The 16,691-nt window shown below is 69.3% G+C and carries 19 protein-coding genes and 1 tRNA gene; 9 read left to right on the top strand and 11 right to left on the bottom strand.

Annotated features, from left to right (window positions below; translation table 11 throughout):
- A partial coding sequence (locus ACYVE7_RS14575; protein WP_460365210.1) for an ATP-binding protein occupies positions 1 to 526 on the bottom strand: 526 nt, incomplete at its 3' end.
- A gap of 112 nt (positions 527 to 638) precedes the next feature.
- Between ACYVE7_RS14575 and ACYVE7_RS14570 the strand changes: the two genes are divergently transcribed.
- Genes ACYVE7_RS14570 through ACYVE7_RS14560 form a run of 3 tightly spaced genes read left to right on the top strand, consistent with a single transcriptional unit; the run spans position 639 to position 1,815 of the window.
- Entirely contained in the window at positions 639 to 1,445 is an 807-nt protein-coding gene (locus tag ACYVE7_RS14570) for a helix-turn-helix domain-containing protein (protein ID WP_460365209.1), read from the top strand.
- Entirely contained in the window at positions 1,436 to 1,618 is a 183-nt protein-coding gene (locus ACYVE7_RS14565) for a DUF397 domain-containing protein (RefSeq protein ID WP_460365208.1), read from the top strand. Before ACYVE7_RS14570 ends, ACYVE7_RS14565 begins: the two co-directional genes overlap by 10 nt.
- Positions 1,609 to 1,815, top strand: coding sequence for a DUF397 domain-containing protein (locus ACYVE7_RS14560; protein ID WP_460365207.1), 207 nt, complete (start codon positions 1,609 to 1,611; stop codon positions 1,813 to 1,815). Before ACYVE7_RS14565 ends, ACYVE7_RS14560 begins: the two co-directional genes overlap by 10 nt.
- 853 nt (positions 1,816 to 2,668) lie before the next feature.
- On the opposite strand, the gene ACYVE7_RS14555 is transcribed toward ACYVE7_RS14560, so the two are convergent.
- Both ACYVE7_RS14555 and ACYVE7_RS14550 read right to left on the bottom strand, forming a co-directional pair.
- A tRNA-Met gene (locus tag ACYVE7_RS14555) sits at positions 2,669 to 2,742 on the bottom strand.
- A 461-nt stretch (positions 2,743 to 3,203) separates the two neighbouring features.
- Positions 3,204 to 6,044 carry a UPF0182 family membrane protein gene (locus tag ACYVE7_RS14550; protein ID WP_460365206.1) on the bottom strand — a complete coding sequence of 947 codons (2,841 nt, stop codon included), beginning with the start codon at positions 6,042 to 6,044 and terminating at the stop codon, positions 3,204 to 3,206.
- Positions 6,045 to 6,233: 189 nt separating this feature from the next.
- Here ACYVE7_RS14550 and ACYVE7_RS14545 point away from each other — a divergent pair, with 189 nt between their 5' ends.
- Entirely contained in the window at positions 6,234 to 6,725 is a 492-nt protein-coding gene (locus ACYVE7_RS14545; protein ID WP_460365205.1) for a PPA1309 family protein, read from the top strand.
- Between the two features lie 29 nt (positions 6,726 to 6,754).
- Here ACYVE7_RS14545 and ACYVE7_RS14540 read toward each other — a convergent pair whose 3' ends face one another.
- From ACYVE7_RS14540 to ACYVE7_RS14530, 3 genes are read right to left on the bottom strand one after another with little or no spacing between them, the layout of a single operon-like run.
- The gene (locus ACYVE7_RS14540) at positions 6,755 to 7,861 is read right to left on the bottom strand and encodes a YlbL family protein (protein WP_460365204.1); all 1,107 of its coding nucleotides are present in this window, start codon (positions 7,859 to 7,861) and stop codon (positions 6,755 to 6,757) included.
- Between the two features lie 21 nt (positions 7,862 to 7,882).
- Positions 7,883 to 8,329 (bottom strand): molybdenum cofactor biosynthesis protein MoaE, encoded by a 447-nt coding sequence (locus ACYVE7_RS14535; protein ID WP_460365212.1) that lies wholly within the window; start codon positions 8,327 to 8,329, stop codon positions 7,883 to 7,885.
- Positions 8,330 to 8,365: 36 nt separating this feature from the next.
- On the bottom strand, positions 8,366 to 9,412 hold the full coding sequence (locus tag ACYVE7_RS14530; protein ID WP_460365203.1) for an NAD-dependent epimerase/dehydratase family protein: 1,047 nt from the start codon (positions 9,410 to 9,412) through the stop codon (positions 8,366 to 8,368).
- A gap of 89 nt (positions 9,413 to 9,501) precedes the next feature.
- Between ACYVE7_RS14530 and ACYVE7_RS14525 the strand changes: the two genes are divergently transcribed.
- Together ACYVE7_RS14525 and ACYVE7_RS14520 are read left to right on the top strand one after the other, a co-directional pair.
- The gene (locus ACYVE7_RS14525) at positions 9,502 to 10,824 is read left to right on the top strand and encodes a zinc-dependent metalloprotease (protein ID WP_460365202.1); all 1,323 of its coding nucleotides are present in this window, start codon (positions 9,502 to 9,504) and stop codon (positions 10,822 to 10,824) included.
- Positions 10,825 to 10,841: 17 nt separating this feature from the next.
- Positions 10,842 to 11,378 carry an NUDIX hydrolase gene (locus ACYVE7_RS14520; protein ID WP_460365201.1) on the top strand — a complete coding sequence of 179 codons (537 nt, stop codon included), beginning with the start codon at positions 10,842 to 10,844 and terminating at the stop codon, positions 11,376 to 11,378.
- Here the strand turns inward: ACYVE7_RS14520 and ACYVE7_RS14515 are convergent.
- Positions 11,371 to 11,934: a DUF2064 domain-containing protein gene (locus ACYVE7_RS14515; RefSeq protein ID WP_460365200.1), complete on the bottom strand. Its 564-nt coding sequence runs from the start codon at positions 11,932 to 11,934 to the stop codon at positions 11,371 to 11,373. The two genes, ACYVE7_RS14520 and ACYVE7_RS14515, sit on opposite strands and share 8 nt — an antisense overlap.
- Positions 11,931 to 12,476, bottom strand: a complete 546-nt coding sequence (locus ACYVE7_RS14510) for a M48 metallopeptidase family protein (RefSeq protein WP_460365199.1) — start codon at positions 12,474 to 12,476, stop codon at positions 11,931 to 11,933. The genes ACYVE7_RS14515 and ACYVE7_RS14510 overlap by 4 nt, the downstream gene beginning before the upstream one ends.
- 236 nt (positions 12,477 to 12,712) lie before the next feature.
- Between ACYVE7_RS14510 and ACYVE7_RS14505 the strand changes: the two genes are divergently transcribed.
- On the top strand, positions 12,713 to 14,056 hold the full coding sequence (locus ACYVE7_RS14505; RefSeq protein ID WP_460365198.1) for an ABC1 kinase family protein: 1,344 nt from the start codon (positions 12,713 to 12,715) through the stop codon (positions 14,054 to 14,056).
- Positions 14,057 to 14,184: 128 nt separating this feature from the next.
- Here the strand turns inward: ACYVE7_RS14505 and ACYVE7_RS14500 are convergent, their stop codons facing one another.
- The 3 genes from ACYVE7_RS14500 to ACYVE7_RS14490 form a co-directional block, all read right to left on the bottom strand.
- Positions 14,185 to 14,454, bottom strand: a complete 270-nt coding sequence (locus ACYVE7_RS14500; protein WP_460365197.1) for a hypothetical protein — start codon at positions 14,452 to 14,454, stop codon at positions 14,185 to 14,187.
- A gap of 11 nt (positions 14,455 to 14,465) precedes the next feature.
- Positions 14,466 to 14,750 carry a WhiB family transcriptional regulator gene (locus ACYVE7_RS14495; protein WP_460365211.1) on the bottom strand — a complete coding sequence of 95 codons (285 nt, stop codon included), beginning with the start codon at positions 14,748 to 14,750 and terminating at the stop codon, positions 14,466 to 14,468.
- Positions 14,751 to 14,878: 128 nt separating this feature from the next.
- Complete coding sequence (locus ACYVE7_RS14490; RefSeq protein ID WP_460365196.1) at positions 14,879 to 15,178, bottom strand: hypothetical protein; 300 nt, start codon at positions 15,176 to 15,178, stop codon at positions 14,879 to 14,881.
- A 174-nt stretch (positions 15,179 to 15,352) separates the two neighbouring features.
- Between ACYVE7_RS14490 and ACYVE7_RS14485 the strand changes: the two genes are divergently transcribed.
- The gene (locus tag ACYVE7_RS14485) at positions 15,353 to 16,270 is read left to right on the top strand and encodes a hypothetical protein (RefSeq protein WP_460365195.1); all 918 of its coding nucleotides are present in this window, start codon (positions 15,353 to 15,355) and stop codon (positions 16,268 to 16,270) included.
- Between the two features lie 81 nt (positions 16,271 to 16,351).
- Positions 16,352 to 16,691, top strand: a 340-nt coding sequence (locus ACYVE7_RS14480) for a protein kinase family protein (RefSeq protein ID WP_460365194.1), incomplete at its 3' end; no start/stop codon positions are given.

Below are 16,691 nucleotides of genomic sequence, written 5' to 3'. Positions count from 1 at the left end.
CCCGGCCCGGCGGGCGCGGCGCGGAGCGCAGCCCGGCGGGGAGCGGAAGGGAGACGTAGACGGCTTTGCCGTGCACGGGACGGCCGGCGAGGCGGGCGACCGTCGGGTGGACTCCCCAGTTCCCGCCGTACTCCTCGGTGAACGCACCGACGACTTCGAACCCGCGTCCGCCCGTCGCCGTCGCGGCGGGACGCGCCGCGCTGGGCGCGCCGCCCTTCCAGGACGCCGAGTCGAACAGTTTGAAGACGACCTCGGGCCGCCCGCCCCAGCGCAGATAAGTCCAGAGTTCGGCGGTGCTGCCGGGGGCGTGGACGTGGATGTTGGCGGCAATCTCCGAGAGCGCCACTGCCAGGTCGTAGACCGTGTCGTCGGGGACGCCGAGCGCGGCCGCGGCGCGACGGCCCGTCCCGCGCACGAATCCGGCGATCGTCGCGTCGGACGGCAGCCGCCATCCGGGGAATCCGCCGCCCAGCAGGTCGTCCCGCATCCCGTCCATCGCCCGCGCCTCCAGATTGGGGAGTTTCACCTGACGAGAGCATCCCCGGCAGCGCATACTCAAGGTGACGAAACCGGAACGGATCGAACACTGCCCAACAACCCGCCCAGGCACTTAAGAATCTTGCGAACGGAGCCCGGACATGGCGCGCCGCCCCCTCCCCCTCAACCCGAAGTCCTCCCCTCTCGCCGCGTTCGGCGCGGAGCTCCGCCACCTCCGCGAACATCACGCTCCCCGACCGCTCACCCTCGACGAGCTGGCCAAGATCTCCGGCTACTCGGCCCCGTACCTCTCGACGGTCGAACGCGCGAAGGAGACCCCCACCCGCGAGTTCGCCGTCAACCTCGACCAGTCCCTCAGCGCGGGCGGCGTCCTGGTCCGCATGTGGGACAACACCCTCGACCCCGGCCCGTTCCCGCCCTGGTTCGACTGGCCCCACTACGAGGTCAAAGCCGTCACACTCCGCAGTTACCAGAACAGCGTCGTCGACGGCCAACTCCAGACGGAGGCCTACGCGTCGGCGATCCTCAAAGGCGATAAAGAGGCCGTGGCCGGACGTATGAAGCGTCAGGAGATCCAGCGAAGCGACGACCCGCCGCGGATCATCTGCACCATGGACCACTCGGTCCTGCTCCGGGAGATCGGCGGCCCCGAGGTCATGTTCGACCAGCTCCAGCATCTGGCGGACCTCATGCGGCAGGACCGGTTCCACCTCTGCTTCACCCAGTTCGTAAAACACGAAGGTTCGGTCGGTTCCTTCGTGATCGCGACGCTTGAGGACCGTTCGGAGGTAAGTTACGTGGAGACGGCGCTGCGTGGCGTCACGACGGCGCAGCCCGACGACCTCAGGATCCTTTCCGACCGGTTCGAGGACATCAGGTCCAAGACGCTGTCTGAAGACCAGTCCCTTGAGCTGGTCCTCAGCGCGGCGGAGCAGAGATGGACTTGAACACTCTCACCTGGCGTAAGTCCTCCCACAGCGACAGCAACGGCGGGCACTGCGTCGAACTGGCCGCGGCAGGCCCGGCCATCGCCCTACGGGACAGCAAGCACCCCGACCAAGGCGCCCTGTCCCTGACCGCAAGCTCCTTCACGAGCCTGCTCACCCACCTATGCCCCTAACCCACCCCACCATGATGAACTTGAACACCCTCACCTGGCGTAAGTCCTCCCACAGTGACAGCAACGGCGGTGACTGCGTCGAGCTGGCGGCGGCAGGCCCGGCCATCGCCCTACGGGACAGCAAACACCCCCACCAAGGCGCCCTCTCCCTAACCGCAAGCTCCTTCACGAGCCTGCTCACCCACCTACGCCCTTAACCCACCCCACCCCACCCCACCAGGCCGCCCCGCCCCTAGCCCACGCCAAAGCCCGGCCAGCGGCCCGCACCCCCCATGATCGCGTCGACCTGCGGCATGTCGCCCGTCCGACACGGCTCAACCCGTCAACTCGCCACAGCTCGACACGATCACCGACGGCCGGACCGCGCCGCCGCGCGAGGGCGATTCCCGTGACGTGCCCCGCTTGATCGTGCCGACGTGCGGCGTGTCGCCCGTTTGAGACACGTGAAACAGGCGACACGCCGCAGCTCGAGGCGATCATGAGCTGGCACCCGGGCGAGGAGCCTCGGGACGCAGAACTCACCGAACAGGCTTGATCGCGTCGACCTGCGGCGTGTCGCCTGTTCGACAGGGCTCAACCCGTCAACTCGCCACAGCTCGAGACGATCACCGACGGGCGGGCCGCGCTGCCGCGCGAGGGCGGTTCCCGTGACGCGCCCCGCTTGATCGCGTCGACCTGCGGCGTGTCGCCCGTTTGACACCGCTCAACCCGTCAACTCGCCACAGCTCGAGACGATCACCGACGGGCGGGCCGCGCTGCCGCGCGAGGGCGGTTCCCGTGACGCGCCCCGCTTGATCGCGTCGACCTGCGGCGTGTCGCCCGTTTGACACCGCTCAACCCGTCAACTCGCCACAGCTCGAGACGATCATGAAACACGCCGCAACCCCAGCCACCGCCGATGGGGGTGTCGGGGATCACCCTGACCGGGGGAGGTAAGGGGGCAGCGCCCCCTACGAAACCGGGGGTCCGGGGGTTGCCCCCGGGCAGACATGCGAAAAGGCCGCCACGGGAAGGAAGCAAAGCTTCCGAACATGACGGCCCTCGGACTTGTAGCGGGGACAGGATTTGAACCTGCGACCTCTGGGTTATGAGCCCAGCGAGCTACCGAGCTGCTCCACCCCGCGTCGGTATGTTTCAAGACTATGGGGGTCCGGCGGCTTAGGCAAATCGGTGCCTGGCTCCGCCCCTCCGGCCCCCGCCTGGACCCCGAGGCCGGTGGGGCGAGTGAGGGAAAAGGAAGCACCGCCCTTTCGGCCTCCGGCTGGACCCCGAAGCCGGTGGGGTGGGCGGGAAAGGGGAAGCGCCGCCCTTCCGACCTCCACGCCTGGACCTCGTCGTGGGGGTGGGTGAGGAGAAGGAAGCGCCGCCCTTCCGACCCCCGGCTGGACCCCGAAGCCGGTGGGGTGGGTGAGGGAAAAGGAAGCATCGCCCTTCCGACACCCGGCTGGACCCCGAAGCCGGTGGGATGGGTAAGGGAAAGGAAGCGCCGCCCTTCCGACCTCCACGCCTGGACCTCGTCGGTGGGGGTGGGGGGAACGGGGAAGCGCCGCCCCTTTGAGGAAAGGGCGGCGCTTCGGTGGTGGGGCTAGTTGGTGGGGGTGGCGGAGGGGGCCGGTGGTGGGGTGGTCGTGGCGGGCGGCGGGGTTGTGGTGGGTTTGGCGGCGTTCTGGGCTGCTACTAGGGCGTTGATGGCGGTGCCTAGTTTTTTCTGGGCTTCGGCGTATTTGGCCAGGTCGCCGGATTTGAGGGCGGCTTGGGCGTTCTTGTAGGCCTCGTCCACCGCGTCGACCAGTTTTTTGATGGTGGTGTTGGGGGTGGTGGTCGGGGTTTCTGGGGTGGTGCCGGGCTTGTCGGGGGTGATCTCGGTGCCGGTGAGGGCTTGGCGGAGGGCTTCGCTGAACGTGTCGGCGAAACCGGTGTTGTTGTCGAAGGAGACGAGGACCTTGCGGAGCAGCGGGTAGCTGGCCGTGTTGGTCTGCGCGCCCTTGACGAACACCGGCTCGACGTACAGGAAACCGTCGCCGAACGGGATCGTCAGCAGGTTGCCGAAGTCGACGGACGCCGCGTTCACGAGCGTCAGGAACGACTTGACCTGCTCGTTGTTCTGGAACGTGTTCTGGACCAGCCCCGGGCCCGGGGTGACGCGGCTACGCGGCGCCTGCAGCACCCGTAGCACCCCGTAGGTGTCGCTTTCGGGCACGCTGTCGACGGCCATGAACGCCGACAGGTTGGTGCTGCCCTTGGCGACGAACGTGCTGGTGAGCGCGAACCCGTTGGCCGGTTCCGTCTTCTGCTGCGGGGCCTTGGGGAGCTGCATCGTCAGGTAGAAGGGCGGTTCGGTGAAGCCCTTCTCCGTCGGGTCGTCGGGGATCTGCCAGAAGTCCTGCTCGCCGTAGAAGGAGCGGGCGTCCGTCACGTGGTACTTCGCCAGCATTCCGCGCTGCACCTTGAACAGGTCCTCGGGGTAGCGCAGGTGGGAGCGGAGGTCGGCGGGGATCGCGGAGTCCTCCTGGACGGTGCCGGGGAACGCCTTCTTCCAGGTGCGGAGCACCGGGTCGGTGTCGCCGCCGCCCTTGTTCCACGTGTACAGGGTGACGTTGCCGGTGTAGGCGTCGACGGTGGCCTTCACCGAGTTGCGGATGTAGTTGATCCCGCTGCCCGGCTGGGGTGAGACGTTCGGCAGCGCGGTGTTGGTGTCGCGGGTGGCGTCGTCGAGGTTGACGCGCTCGGAGTACGGGAAGCCGGCGGTGGTGGTGTAGCCGTCGAGGATCCAGACGATGCGCCCGCCGATGACGGCCGGGTAGGCGTTGGAGTCGACGGTCAGCCACGGCGCGGCCTTCAGCACGCGGTCGCGCGGGGAACGCTCGTACAGGATCCGCGACCGGTCGGTGATCGCGCCGGACAGCAGCAGGTTGCGGTCCTTGAACTTGGTGGCGTACAGCAGCTTGTTGAGCGTGGAGTTCAGCGGGACGCCGCCGTTGCCCGCGTAGCTGTTGTTGGCCTGGCCGGTGGAGTTGGTGGAGCCGTCGGCGTTCTTGTCCTCGGGGTAGTCGAACTCGAGCTGGTTCGTGCCGACCACGGAGTAGTCGGTGGAGTTCTCCCCGAAGTAGACGCGCGGCTCAGTGATCTTGAGCTGGCCCTTGGGCGGGATGTCGCCTTCGCTGAACGCGGGCGCGCCCTCCTCGTCGATGCTGTTGCCGGGCGCGGCGACCATGCCGTAGCCGTGCGTGTAGACGAGGTGCTCGTTGACCCAGCCGGGCGCGGGCGCGGCCGGCAGTTCCCGGACGGCCACCAGCGTGTCGATCAGCTTGCCGGTCTTGGGGTCGGGGTACCGGTCGATGTCGAGCGGGTCGGGGAACTTGTAGTAGCCGCGGACCTGCTGCTTGGCCTGGAAGGTCGGCGACATGACGGCCGGGTCGAGCAGCCGGACGTTCGGGGTCGACGAGCCGACCTTCACGTCGCCCGAGCCGTACTCCTCGGAGACGGCCTTGTCGATGCCGTAGGCGCGGCGTGTCGCGTCGATGTTCCGTTCGATGAACGGCGCTTCCTTGGCGACCTCGTTCGGCTTCACCTGGAACTGCTGGATGAGCAGCGGGTACACGCCGCCGACCAGGACGGCCGACAGGATCAACAGCCCGAGCCCGACGCCCGGCAGCATCATGCCGCGCCGCCAGATGTTGACGAAGAACAGGATCGCGCAGATCAGCGCGATGGCCGCGAGGATGGTCTTGGCGGGCAGGACGGCGTTGACGTCCGTGTAGGACGGCCCGGTCACCTTGCCGCGTTCGGAGAACGCGAGCCCCCACCGGTCGAGCCAGTAGGCGACGGCCTTGAGCAGCACGAACAGTCCGACGAGCACGGACAGGTGGGCGCGCGCCGACGGGCTGGCCTTGTCGCCGGGGCCCTGGAGCCGCAGCCCGCCGTACAGGTAGTGCACGGTGACGGCCGCGAACAGCGACAGCACGACCATGACGAACCCGAAGCCGAGCAGCACCCGCAGGAACGGGTAGGTGAAGACGTAGAACCCGACGTCGAGGTGGAACTGCGGGTCGACGGTGCCGAAGGAGGTGCGGTTGAGGAACGCCAGCCAGGTGCCGGCCTGGCCTGACGCGGACAGCCCGGTGAACAGGGCGATCGCGACGAGCAGGCCGATCGCGATGAGTTTGCGGTGCGGGTCGACGGCGCTGCGGTACCGCTCGAGGCCCTGTTGCTCGACGGAGACGGGCCGGTAGGCGGGGCGCAGCCGGTAGGCGATGATCATGTTCGCGGCGACGGCGCCGGCCATGAGCAGCCCGCCGCCGAAGAACAGGAACACCTTCGTCCACAGCAGCTTGGTGTAGACGCCGGAGAATCCGCCTCCGAGCGATCTGTACCAGAGCAGGTCTGTCCATACCCCCGCGAATACGAAGTACAGCGCCACGAGCACCGCGAGGGTTATCAATACGGGCGCCAGCAGCCGAGGTCGGCTGCCGGGTAGGCGCCTGCCTAGGCCAGGGGTTCGGAAGCTCACGCTTCCCTCCGATTCTTAGGGGTCGTGCCACTCACATACGCAACTTATCGACAACCGGCCGGGTTCCCGATCGAACCACCGTCGCGAGCGCGGAAGAATGACCGCATGAACCATCTTGAAGAGGCCGTGAAGAGTATCGAACAGCAGGTGGGCTGGGACAGTACGCCGCAGCTCTTCGCGCTCGTCGAGACCAAGGAGTTGCTGCGGCTCCAGCCGGACCTGGCCGCGACGCTCGGGCTCAGCGACACCGACGTGCTGACCGCCGTCGACCAGGGCGAACTCCCCGAGGGGGATCTGTCGGAGACCCTGTCGGGGATCGTCTGGCCGGATTCCGTGCACGGCTGCGCGCTCGCGATGGTCCGGGTGACGCTCCCGCCCGAGGTCGAGGACCAGATCCCCGAGGACGGCGACGCGGTGGCCTGGGCGGCCGCGCATCCGCTGCACGAGGAGCTGAAGATCGTGGTCGGCGTGGTGCGGGACGGCGGCCGTCATGCCGTCATCCGGATCCGGCGGCATGAGAACGAACTGCTCTCGGCGGACGACCTCGTCCCCGATCTGACGGACGCGCTCGCACAGACCCTCGTCCCGGACGAATAGAAAAAGGGCTCCCTCGGGAGCCCTTTCCGCTATCCGGCGGTGCAGACGGGGAGGTCGGCGGCGCCGGGCCCCTTCTCCAGCGAGGTGACGGCGCTGTCCAGGGTCTCGGCCTTGACCAGGCGCAGGCCGTCGGGGGCCGCGCCGAGCGCTTCGGCGCAGTTGCCGGGCGGCACCAGGAACATGATGGCGCCCGCCTTCTTCGCCGCGATCATCTTCTGCGGGATGCCGCCGATCGGGCCGACCTTGCCCTCGACGTCGATGGTGCCGGTGCCCGCGATGAACTTGCCCTGGGTGAGGGTGCCGGGCGTCAGCAGGTCGTAGATTCCGAGCGAGAACATCAGGCCCGCGCTGGGCCCGCCGATGTCCCCGACGCTGATCTTGACGTCGAACGGGAAGATGTACTTGACGCCCGGAGTGATCCCGACGACCGCGCGGCCTTCCTTCTCGACCGTGGTGATCGGGACGGTGAGCTGCTTGCCGTCGCGCTTGACCACGAACGTCACGCTCTGGCCGGGTTTCCCGGTGGTCTTGACGGCCTCGGCGACCTTGGTGGCGTCCGTGATCGCGATCCCGTTGACCGAGACGATCTCGTCGCCCGATTTCAGCTTGCCGTCGGCGGGCAGCCCCGGCTGGACGGCCGCCACCGCGGGGACGGTCTTCAGCTCGGTCTTGCCCGTGCCGCTCTTCCTGTTCAGCTCGGTGATCGCCGCGGCGACGGAGGTCTGCTGGGAGTCGAGCATCGACTGGGTGTTCTGCTGCTCGACCTCCTCGACGGTCTCGTCCTTGGGGAAGATCGTGGTCTCGGGGACCACGGCCCGCTCGGGGTTGAACCAGTCGCGCAGCGCGGTGAACAGGTCGAGCGGGTTGTTCGGCCCGCCCTTGTAGGCCACGGTCGTGAAGTTGAGGTTCCCCTCGTCGGGGAAGGTCGGATGGCCGGTGATCGTGATCAGCGGCTTGCCGTCCTCGCTCTTGCCGAGGGTGTTCATGGTCGGTCCCGGCTGGAGCGACACATAGGGCACCGGCACGATCGACGCGACCAGCGCCAGGACCAGGATCAGCACGCTCGTGACGGACAGCGTCAACGCCCGGCGGTGCGGGGGGCGCGCGGTCTTAGCCTCGGGAATCTCGGTGACCATGCGGGCAAGCCTATGACGGGATCAGCAGGCCCCGACCCACTCCGACGCCCCGTCGGTGAACTGTTGGTGCTTCCAGATCGGAACCTGGTGCTTCAGATCGTCGATGAGGCGGCGGCAGGCGGCGAACGCCTCGGCCCGGTGCGCGGACGCGGCGGCGACGATCACGGCGGAGTCCCCGATCTCCAGATCGCCGACCCGGTGGACGGCGGCCAGCGCCGTCACGGGGAACTCCGCGGCGATCTTCTCCATCACCTCGCGGAGCTGCTCGGACGCGCTCGGATGCGCGCTGTACGACAGCCCGGTGACGGCTTTGGGCGCGTCCCCGCCCTGCGCCCTGTCGTGGTCGCGGACGGTGCCGACGAAGAAGGCCGTGCCGCCGGCGGCGGGATCCTTCACCGCGTTCACCACTTCGTCCACCGACAGTTCGGTCTCGCGGATCTCCGCGAGCCTGATCACTGCGGTGCCCAGGATCGCTTGCTCGTTGACCGTCACAGGGGTCGCCTCCTAGATGCGCCTTTTCTTGCGGGCCCGGCGCACCGCCGCGGCGGCGCCGATCACGGCGACGGTCGCCCCGGCCGCGGTGGCCATGGTCGCTTCCTTGCCCCCGACCCTGCGGCCCACCACCGCGTGGCGGCCCGCCGACTCGGCGAGCAGGGCCTTCAGGGTAGAGGCATTGTCGTGGGCGGGCTTCCACCCGGCCTCCCGGAGTTGCGCGCAGTCCACGACCCACGGGTAGACGACGTAGTAGAGGTCGGTGGCGGGCGCGGGGGTCAGGCCGAGCCGGTGGAGGCGCTGCGCGGTGCCGAAGGTCAGCGCGGCGGGCAGTTCGAAGCTCCGCTTGCCGGTGATCTCCTCGACCTCCTCGCCGGTGAGGTGGCCGTCGCAGCCGACCGCGACCACCCCGGACACCTCGCCGAGCGCGGCCAGTTCCAGCGCCGAGACCAGGTCGTCGAGGTGGCAGAACTGCCAGCGCGGCGGCACGCCCTTCGCGGTGAGCAGCCGGGGCGCCTCGAAATGCCGGGTGACGACCGTGTCGATCCCGGGCCCCGCCAGCGCGGCGGGCCGGACCGTGGTGACCTTCATGGTCGGGTGCAGCGGCCGGGCCGCGAACTCCTCGATCTCCAGCAGGTCGCCGATGATGCTGCTGTCGGATTCGGCGTTGCGCGGCGAATCCTCCGCCAGCGGCACCGGGTTGGCCGCCGACGCCCCGTACACCGCGGCCGACGACAGCAGCACGACCAGCCCGACCCCCGAACCGGCCGCCGAGGCCAGGACGGTCTGCGCCGCCCGCACGTTGTAGGTGCGGCGTTCCTTGGGGTCGGTGTCGGGCGAGCGGTCGAAAGCGGTGTGGACCAGCACGTCGACGTCCGAAAGGCGCTGGGCGAGCAGCGGGTCGGTGACGTCCACGACCCGCCAGACGACGCCCTCGACGTCGCCTCGCTCCTCATCCAGCGCGACGATCTTGTCGAAGGCCCCGGAGGCGGCCAGCCGGGCGGTCAGCAGATGACCGATCCCGGACGCCGCCCCGGTGATCGCGACTACTGTGCTCATGGCGAACGTCCCTCCCCCCGGCCCGAAGTCGCCGTCGAAAGCGACTACCTTGAACTTATGGCCTCTTCCAGCAGCCTAAGGCGTAACCGATGAGCGACACTCCCTTCGGATTCAACCGGCCTTCGGACGACGACGGCGACGACAAGCCCACCAACCCGTTCGGCGCCGGTTTCGGCGGCCCGGGCGGGGCGGGCGACATGCAGCAGTTCGCTCAGATGCTCCACCAGTTCGCCGACATGCTCGGCGGCATGGGCGGTGCGGGCGCCGGGGCGGGCCCCGTGAACTGGGACATGGTCCGCAACATCGCCCGGCACACGGCCGTCGAGTCCGGAGACCCCTCAGTGGTGGATGCCGAGCGCAAGCAGATCGTCGAGGCGCTGCAGCTCGCGGACCTCTGGCTGGACCAGGCCACCGAGCTGCCCGCCGGAATCCGCACCCCGCAGGCGTGGAGCAGGTCGGAGTGGCTGGAGGCCACGCTCCCGGTCTGGGAGAAGCTCGTCGACCCGATCGCCGCGCGGATGGTCGAGGCGATGGGCGGCGCGATGGGCGGCCCCGGCGGCGAGATCCCGCCGGAGATGGCCGCGATGGCGGGGCCGCTGATCGGCATGGTCAAGCAGATGGCGGGCGCGATGGTCGGCGGGCAGACCGGGCAGGCGCTCGGCACCCTCGCCAAGGAGGTCATCGGCTCCACCGACGTCGGGCTGCCGCTGGCGCCCGAGGGCGTCGGGGCGCTGCTGCCCGCCGGGATCAAGGCGTTCGCCGAGGGGCTCGAGGTCGAGCCGGGCGAGATCCGGATCTATCTGGCGCTGCGTGAGGCCGCCCACCAGCGGCTGTTCGCGCACGTCCCGTGGCTGCGGGCGGCGCTGCTCAGCGCCGTCGAGGACTACGCGCGCGGGATCAAGGTCGATCTGTCCGGGCTCGAAGAGAAGATCGCCGGGATCGATCTGGCCGACCCGGAGGCGCTCCAGCAGGCGCTCGGCGGCGGCGAGATCCAGTTGACACCCGAGGAGACCCCCGAGCAGAAGCTCGCCAAGACCAGGCTGGAGACCCTGCTCGCGCTGGTCGAAGGCTGGGTGCAGCAGGTCGTCGCGGCCGCTTCGGTCGATCGGCTGCCGTCGGCGGAGTCGCTGCACGAGGCGGTCCGGCGGCGCCGGGCGTCCGGCGGGCCCGCCGAGCACACCTTCGCCGCGTTGATCGGCCTGGAACTGCGGCCGCGCCGGCTCCGTGAGGCCGCCGCGCTCTGGCAGTCGCTCACCCTGCTCAAGGACATCGGCGGCCGTGACGCCGTCTGGGCCCACCCCGATCTGATGCCGACGGCCGACGATCTGGAGAACCCCGACTCCTACCTGCACCCGCCGGAGCTCGACTTCGACATGTCGCAGCTCGACGACCCGCCCAAGGACGACCAGTAGCGGTACAGATGGGACCCATGTTCACTCTGCACGACGACGCCGTCCAGGCCCTTGCGGCCTGGACCGCGCCGACCGAGGCGCAGGAGAAACTGCGGCTGGAGTTCCTGGAGCATCTCGCCGCCCACCCCGACGGGATGTTCCGGGAGTGCCGCGCCGGGCACCTCACGGCCAGCTCGATCGTGTTCGACGCCCGCCGCGAGCACGTCCTGCTCACCCTGCACTCCAAGATCAAATGCTGGCTTCAGCTCGGCGGGCACTGCGAGCCGGGTGACGCGACCCTGGCCCTGGCGGCGCTCCGGGAGGCCACGGAGGAATCGGGCATCTCCCGGCTGGAACTGCACGAAGTGCCCGTCCAGATCGACCGGCACGCGGTGAAATGCCATCCCGAGGGGTCGTTCCATCTCGACGTCCAGTATCTGGTCACCGCCCCCGAGGACGCGCAGATCGCGATCTCGGACGAGTCGGACGATCTGCGCTGGTTCCCGGTGGACGCGCTGCCCGCCGACACCGACGACGTCGTCCGATCGCTGGTCGCGCGGGCGCTCGCTAGCTGAGCAGGGCGCGGGTGTTGTCCCAGCCTTCGAGGCCGGGATCGAGCAGGGCGACGTCCTCGGGGGCGCGCAGCCGGTGCCAGCCGGGGCTCTTGAAGATCGGCCCGGCCTGGCGGAGGGTTTCGAGCGGGGTGTCGAAGGTGACGTCGGCCGGAAGCCAGCCGGGGACGGGCAGTTTGACGGCCAGGGCGGCGAGCCCGTGCTGGGCGGGGGCCGCGGCGACGTCGCGGCTGCCGAGGGCACGGAACAGCTTGCCGAGGATCAGGCCGGGCAGATCGGGGACGTCCGGGGCGACGAGCACCGCTTCGGTCGCGCCCAGTTTCTCCAGCCCGAGCAGGGCCTCGTGCAGGGAGTCGGCCGCCAGGACCGGGGTGCCGGGCCAGATCACCTGTTCGGCCAGCGGGAGCAGCGGGGCGGGGGCGGCGACGGCCGGGCGGACGTACTCCAGCGCGGCGATCACCTCGTAGACGTCCTCGAGCAGGGCCAGCCGGTAGGCGTCGGGGTCGATGCCGGGCGGCGGCGCCCCGTCCTGAGCGGCGAGGACGGCGGCGAATCTCACCCGGCGGCCTCGTAGTCGGCCGCCAGATCCTCCGCCGCTTCGAGATGGGCCGCGGCGGCGACGCCCTCCAGGTAGCCGCGGGCCCGCTCCGTCTTCGGATAGGCCCCGACGATCTCCCAGAACGCCGCGTTGTGCCCCGGTTCGAGCAGATGCGCCAGCTCGTGGACCAGCACATAGTCGACGACCCACGACGGCATCCCGCGCAGCATCGTGGAGATCCTTATGGTGCGGTCCTCCGGGGTGCAGGAGCCCCAGCGGCTGCGCTGGTTGTCGACCCAGCGGACGCTCTGCGGGCGGGCCCGGCCGCCGAGATAGCGGCGGGATAGATCTTGGGCCCGGGCGAGGAGTTCCTCGTCGGCCTCGGGGGCGCGGCGGCGGCGTTCGCGGCCCTCCAGCCGTTCCAGAATCCTGGCGATCTCGTACTCCTCCTCGGCCTTGGACAGGCTGGAGGGCAGCAGGACGACGGTCTTGTCGCCGTCCCGGTACGCGGAAACGGTTCTCCGGCGTCGGGGGCTGCGGCGAACCTCGACGTTGGGGGGCACGCGCCCAACCTAGCCGAAACTTTGCGCTTTCCACAGGGGTCGCTGAACGTTTTCGCAGGTCAAGTCAGACTAAATGCCCATATCCCCAGCGGTTGTCCACAGGCTGCGAGGGCCCGGTGGGCGGAGTGAGATGGGCCACTTCGTCGGTATACACGCAGCTCATCACGGTCGTCGGTAAACAATCACTTACATTAATCATGGGTGGTTGTGGCGAGAACGACCCGATATCACGGACAATGACCCTCGTGAGCGATCTTCCACTCCGCGCGGTGACGCGCACCGCCAAGCTGGCCACCCTCCCCCTGGGCTTCGCCGGGCGCACCGTCCTCGGAGTCGGCAAGAAGATCGGCGGCAAGTCCGCCGAGAAGGTCGCGCTGGAGATCCAGGCGCGCACCGCCGAGCAGCTCTTCAAGGTGCTCGGCGAGCTCAAGGGCGGGGCGATGAAGCTCGGCCAGGTACTGTCGATCTTCGAGGCGGCGCTGCCGCCCGAGATCGCGGGACCGTACCGGGCCACCCTGACCAAGCTCCAGGAGGCCGCGCCGCCGATGCCGGTCGCGACCGTCCACAAGGTGCTGGCCGAGAACCTCGGCCCGGACTGGCGGGAGCTGTTCACGTCGTTCGACGACAAGCCGGCGGCCGCCGCGTCGATCGGGCAGGTGCACAAGGCCGTCTGGAGCGACGGCCGGGAGGTGGCCGTCAAGGTCCAGTACCCGGGCGCCGGCAAGGCGATCATCAGTGACTTCAACCAGATGGCGCGGGTCGGGAAGATGTTCGGGGTGCTGTTCCCCGGCGCCGACATCAAGAACATCCTCGAAGAGCTCAAGACCCGCGTGCAGGAGGAGCTCGACTACACGATCGAGGCCGCCTCGCAGTCGGTGTTCGCCGCCGAGTTCGCCGGCGACCCCGACTATCTGGTGCCCGCCGTGGTCGCCCAGTCGGGGAACGTCCTGGTCACCGAGTGGATCTACGGAACGCCGCTGTCGAAGATCATCACTTCGGGGACGCAGGAGCAGAGGGACCGGGCCGGGATCCTCTACTCGCGTTTCCTGTTCTCCGCGCCGGGCCGGTGCGGGCTGCTCCACGCCGACCCGCACCCCGGCAACTTCCGGCTGATGGACGACGGCAGGCTCGGCGTCATCGACTTCGGGGCCGTCGACCGGATGGAAGGCGACTCGCACAAGGCGCTCGGCCGGCTGATGCGGATCGGGACCCTCGGCGACCCCGACCAGATCCTGCAGGCGTGCAGGGAGCAGGGGTTCATCCGGGAAGGGGTGGAGGTCGACGCCGCGGATCTGGCGGCGTTCCTGGAGCCGCTGGCCGTCCCGCTGATCTCCGAGACGTTCAAGTTCAGCCGGGAATGGCTGCGCGACCAGGCCGTCCGGGTGACGGATCTGCGGCCGAACAACGTGGTCCGCTTCCTCGACCTGCCCAATGACTATGTCCTCGTGCACCGGACGGTCGCTCTCGGCACGGGTGTCCTGTGCCAACTCGAAGCCGAAGGCCCCTATCGGGCGGGCGCGATCCAATGGGTGCCTGGATTCGCGCCGGACGCCATCGAAGGGCCGTCCGAGAGCGCTTAACGCGAATTCTCGGTGAACGTCGAATAGCGGGGTCCCCCAGTGGGAGGGGACCCCGCTTTTCTTTGTCCTGCCGGGAGGCCGCTGTTCCTTCGGAAACCATCCCTAGAAGCCGAAGGGGGCCGTCTTACTTACCGGCCGGACAGGAAGCGGCGCGTTCGGCGAAGGGTGATCCCCATCTCCTGGCGCGTCGCGCGGCTGGTGTCCGCGACGACCTTCGCGAGGGTTTCGCGTCGGCTGCGGCGGATCTCGGCCGCCCAGGCGAGAGACTCGATCTCCGCCTCGAGGGCCGATATTCGTTCACGGCTGATTTCTACACTGAGCAAACTCATGGTCTTTTCCTTCGGGGGGACGGGCGACGGCAAGGCGGCCGTCGCCCGCACTGCTTCGGTCTGGTTCACGGAATTCATGGCTACGCGGCCACTTCGGTGCCGGTCGGAGCCGGGTTCTTGCGGGGACGGCCACGCGGGCGCTTCCGCGCGACGATCTCGCCGCGGACGAACAGCTCGCCGCCCCAGACACCCCACGGCTCGCTCCGCTCGATCGCGCCGGCGAGGCAGCTCTTGCGGACCGGGCAGTCCACGCAGAGCGACTTGGCCAGCTCGACGTCCGCGGGGGACTCGGCGAAGAACAGCTCGGGGTCGGTACGGCAGGGCAGGTCGTCGAAGCTCAGCGTGGTCGGCTCGAGCCCCTGGATGAGGTTCACCCTCGGTCCTCTCGTTGGATCTCAACGTCGGTCTGTTGCGGGGGTTGTTCCTGGCCTGAAAAACAAGAAGGCCGCGGATCCGGTATCTGGATCCGCGGCCTGGGGGCTCTTCCCGGCTGTTAAGCCGGTGGCCTCCAGGGGTACGGAGCCAGCATTTCCGTGTGGCGCTTCTGGGCCTGGACGGTCGTCGGGACGGGCAGCTGCTGCAGCGGACGGACAGCGGCGGAGCCGCCGATGATCATTCCGTTGAAGCCACTCCACCCCTGTGCGCCGGCCATGGACGGCGCGAGGATCACGCCATTCACACGCCGACGAGCAGCGAAGCCGCCGAGGGAGAGATCGAAGGCAGGCAGATAGCCGTTCGAGCCCATGGCAAAGGCGGCGCAGCGGTTCACATTCGCTTTGATCATGGATTCCACGGGGCCACCTCCTTCTCGGGTTCGCGGCTCGTGCCCTCCGGACACGTGCCTGTTGTTCAGTGCTGCGAAGAGCCTACGAGGCGGCTCGAACGCAATCAAGTTATTTTTGACCTGCGATTTTGTGGCGGATCCCACGGGCTTCCGAGAGAACCGCGAAAGGACCATCATGGGGGCATGATGGTCCGGGTCGTCTTTGCCCCCCATGTTCCCGGTGATGTGCGGTTGATCCTCGCGTCGCGGCCGGAACGGTTGCGCTCCTGGCTCTCCGCGCCGCCCGCCGCGGTCCCCCGCCGGCCCCGTTTCTCCGACTTGCGTCCGCTGCTCAAACTGCTGGGTGTCGCGGTCGCCGGGGTGATCGGCTCGGTCTTTCTCTCGCTCGCGTCCGAGGCCCTGGCGGCCGTGCTGCTCCTGGTGTCGGGGCTGGGCATGCTGGCCACGCTGCTCGCGCTGGTGATCGTCCCGGCGAGCCAGGCCGTGGCGGAGTTGGGTGAGGAGGCGCGGTCGCGGCGGCGGCTCGTCGAGATGTACCGGACCTACCACGGGCAGTACCGGCGGCCCGAGGACTTCATCGCGGGGGCGCCGTCGGAGCTGATGTTCCGGGCGCAGGAGGCCGTCACGGCGATCGAGCGGTCGCGGGTGAACCAGGCGGGGCTGCTGGACTCGGTGGGCAACGCGGTGGTCCTGCCCGCGCAGCTCTGGGAGATCGCGCAGACGCTCAGCGAGGTGTCGCACATCTTCCGGGAGCTCGCCGAGACCACGCGCGGCATCCCCGACGAGCTCCGCGAGGAGATCATCGCGCCGCAGCGGGCGGCGCTGGAGGCCACCTGCACGTCGGTGCTGAGCCGGGTCGAGGCGCTGGAGCTCTACGCGCGGAACGTCCGGGCTGCCGACGCGGTGTACGTCGCCCAGGCGCAGGCCGGGCAGCTCGCCGCGCAGGAAGCGCGCTCGCGCGACCTGCTGGCGGGGACCGTCCGGGACGAGCTGGCACGCGCCGACATCGCGCACCTCGCCCAGCCCGCCACCGCACTCAACACGGCCCTGCGCACCAGTCTGGACGCCGCCCTGGAAGCCGCCCGCGCCCTCAGCCACTGATCTCGCACCCGGGCATACAGAAAGTCATGATCGTCTATAAACTGCCCCCTGCACCGAGACGACCGAACGGATGAGGGCGCGATGGAACCGCTGCGGCAAGGCGACCCCGAAACGGTCGGCGACTACAAGATCACGGGACGGCTCGGGGCCGGCGGCATGGGCCAGGTGTACCTGGGGACGTCACCGGGCGGGCGGCTCGTGGCCGTCAAGACGATCCGGCTCGAGCACGCCGCGGACCCCCACTTCCGGCAGCGTTTCGCCGCCGAGATCGCCGCGGCCCGGCGCGTCAACGGCTTCTACACCGCGCCCGTCCTGGACGCCGACCCCGACGCGTCGCCGCCGTGGATGGTCACCGCCTACGTCGACGGGCTCGCGCTCGCCGACCTGCTCAGGGCCGGGGGGCCGATGGGGCCCGGCGACG

The organism is Actinocorallia lasiicapitis (assembly GCF_054778695.1).
Note: the sequence above shows the minus strand (reverse complement) of the source record. Positions and strands in the feature narration are given on the sequence as shown.

Coding starts and splice junctions, on each gene's coding strand:
- ACYVE7_RS14570 (WP_460365209.1), top strand. CDS start 639: ATGGCGCGCCGCCCCCTCCCCCTCAACCCGAAGTCCTCCCCTCTCGCC.
- ACYVE7_RS14565 (WP_460365208.1), top strand. CDS start 1,436: ATGGACTTGAACACTCTCACCTGGCGTAAGTCCTCCCACAGCGACAGC.
- ACYVE7_RS14560 (WP_460365207.1), top strand. CDS start 1,609: ATGCCCCTAACCCACCCCACCATGATGAACTTGAACACCCTCACCTGG.
- ACYVE7_RS14545 (WP_460365205.1), top strand. CDS start 6,234: ATGAACCATCTTGAAGAGGCCGTGAAGAGTATCGAACAGCAGGTGGGC.
- ACYVE7_RS14540 (WP_460365204.1), bottom strand. CDS start 7,861: ATGGTCACCGAGATTCCCGAGGCTAAGACCGCGCGCCCCCCGCACCGC.
- ACYVE7_RS14530 (WP_460365203.1), bottom strand. CDS start 9,412: ATGAGCACAGTAGTCGCGATCACCGGGGCGGCGTCCGGGATCGGTCAT.
- ACYVE7_RS14525 (WP_460365202.1), top strand. CDS start 9,502: ATGAGCGACACTCCCTTCGGATTCAACCGGCCTTCGGACGACGACGGC.
- ACYVE7_RS14520 (WP_460365201.1), top strand. CDS start 10,842: ATGTTCACTCTGCACGACGACGCCGTCCAGGCCCTTGCGGCCTGGACC.
- ACYVE7_RS14505 (WP_460365198.1), top strand. CDS start 12,713: ATGACCCTCGTGAGCGATCTTCCACTCCGCGCGGTGACGCGCACCGCC.
- ACYVE7_RS14485 (WP_460365195.1), top strand. CDS start 15,353: ATGATGGTCCGGGTCGTCTTTGCCCCCCATGTTCCCGGTGATGTGCGG.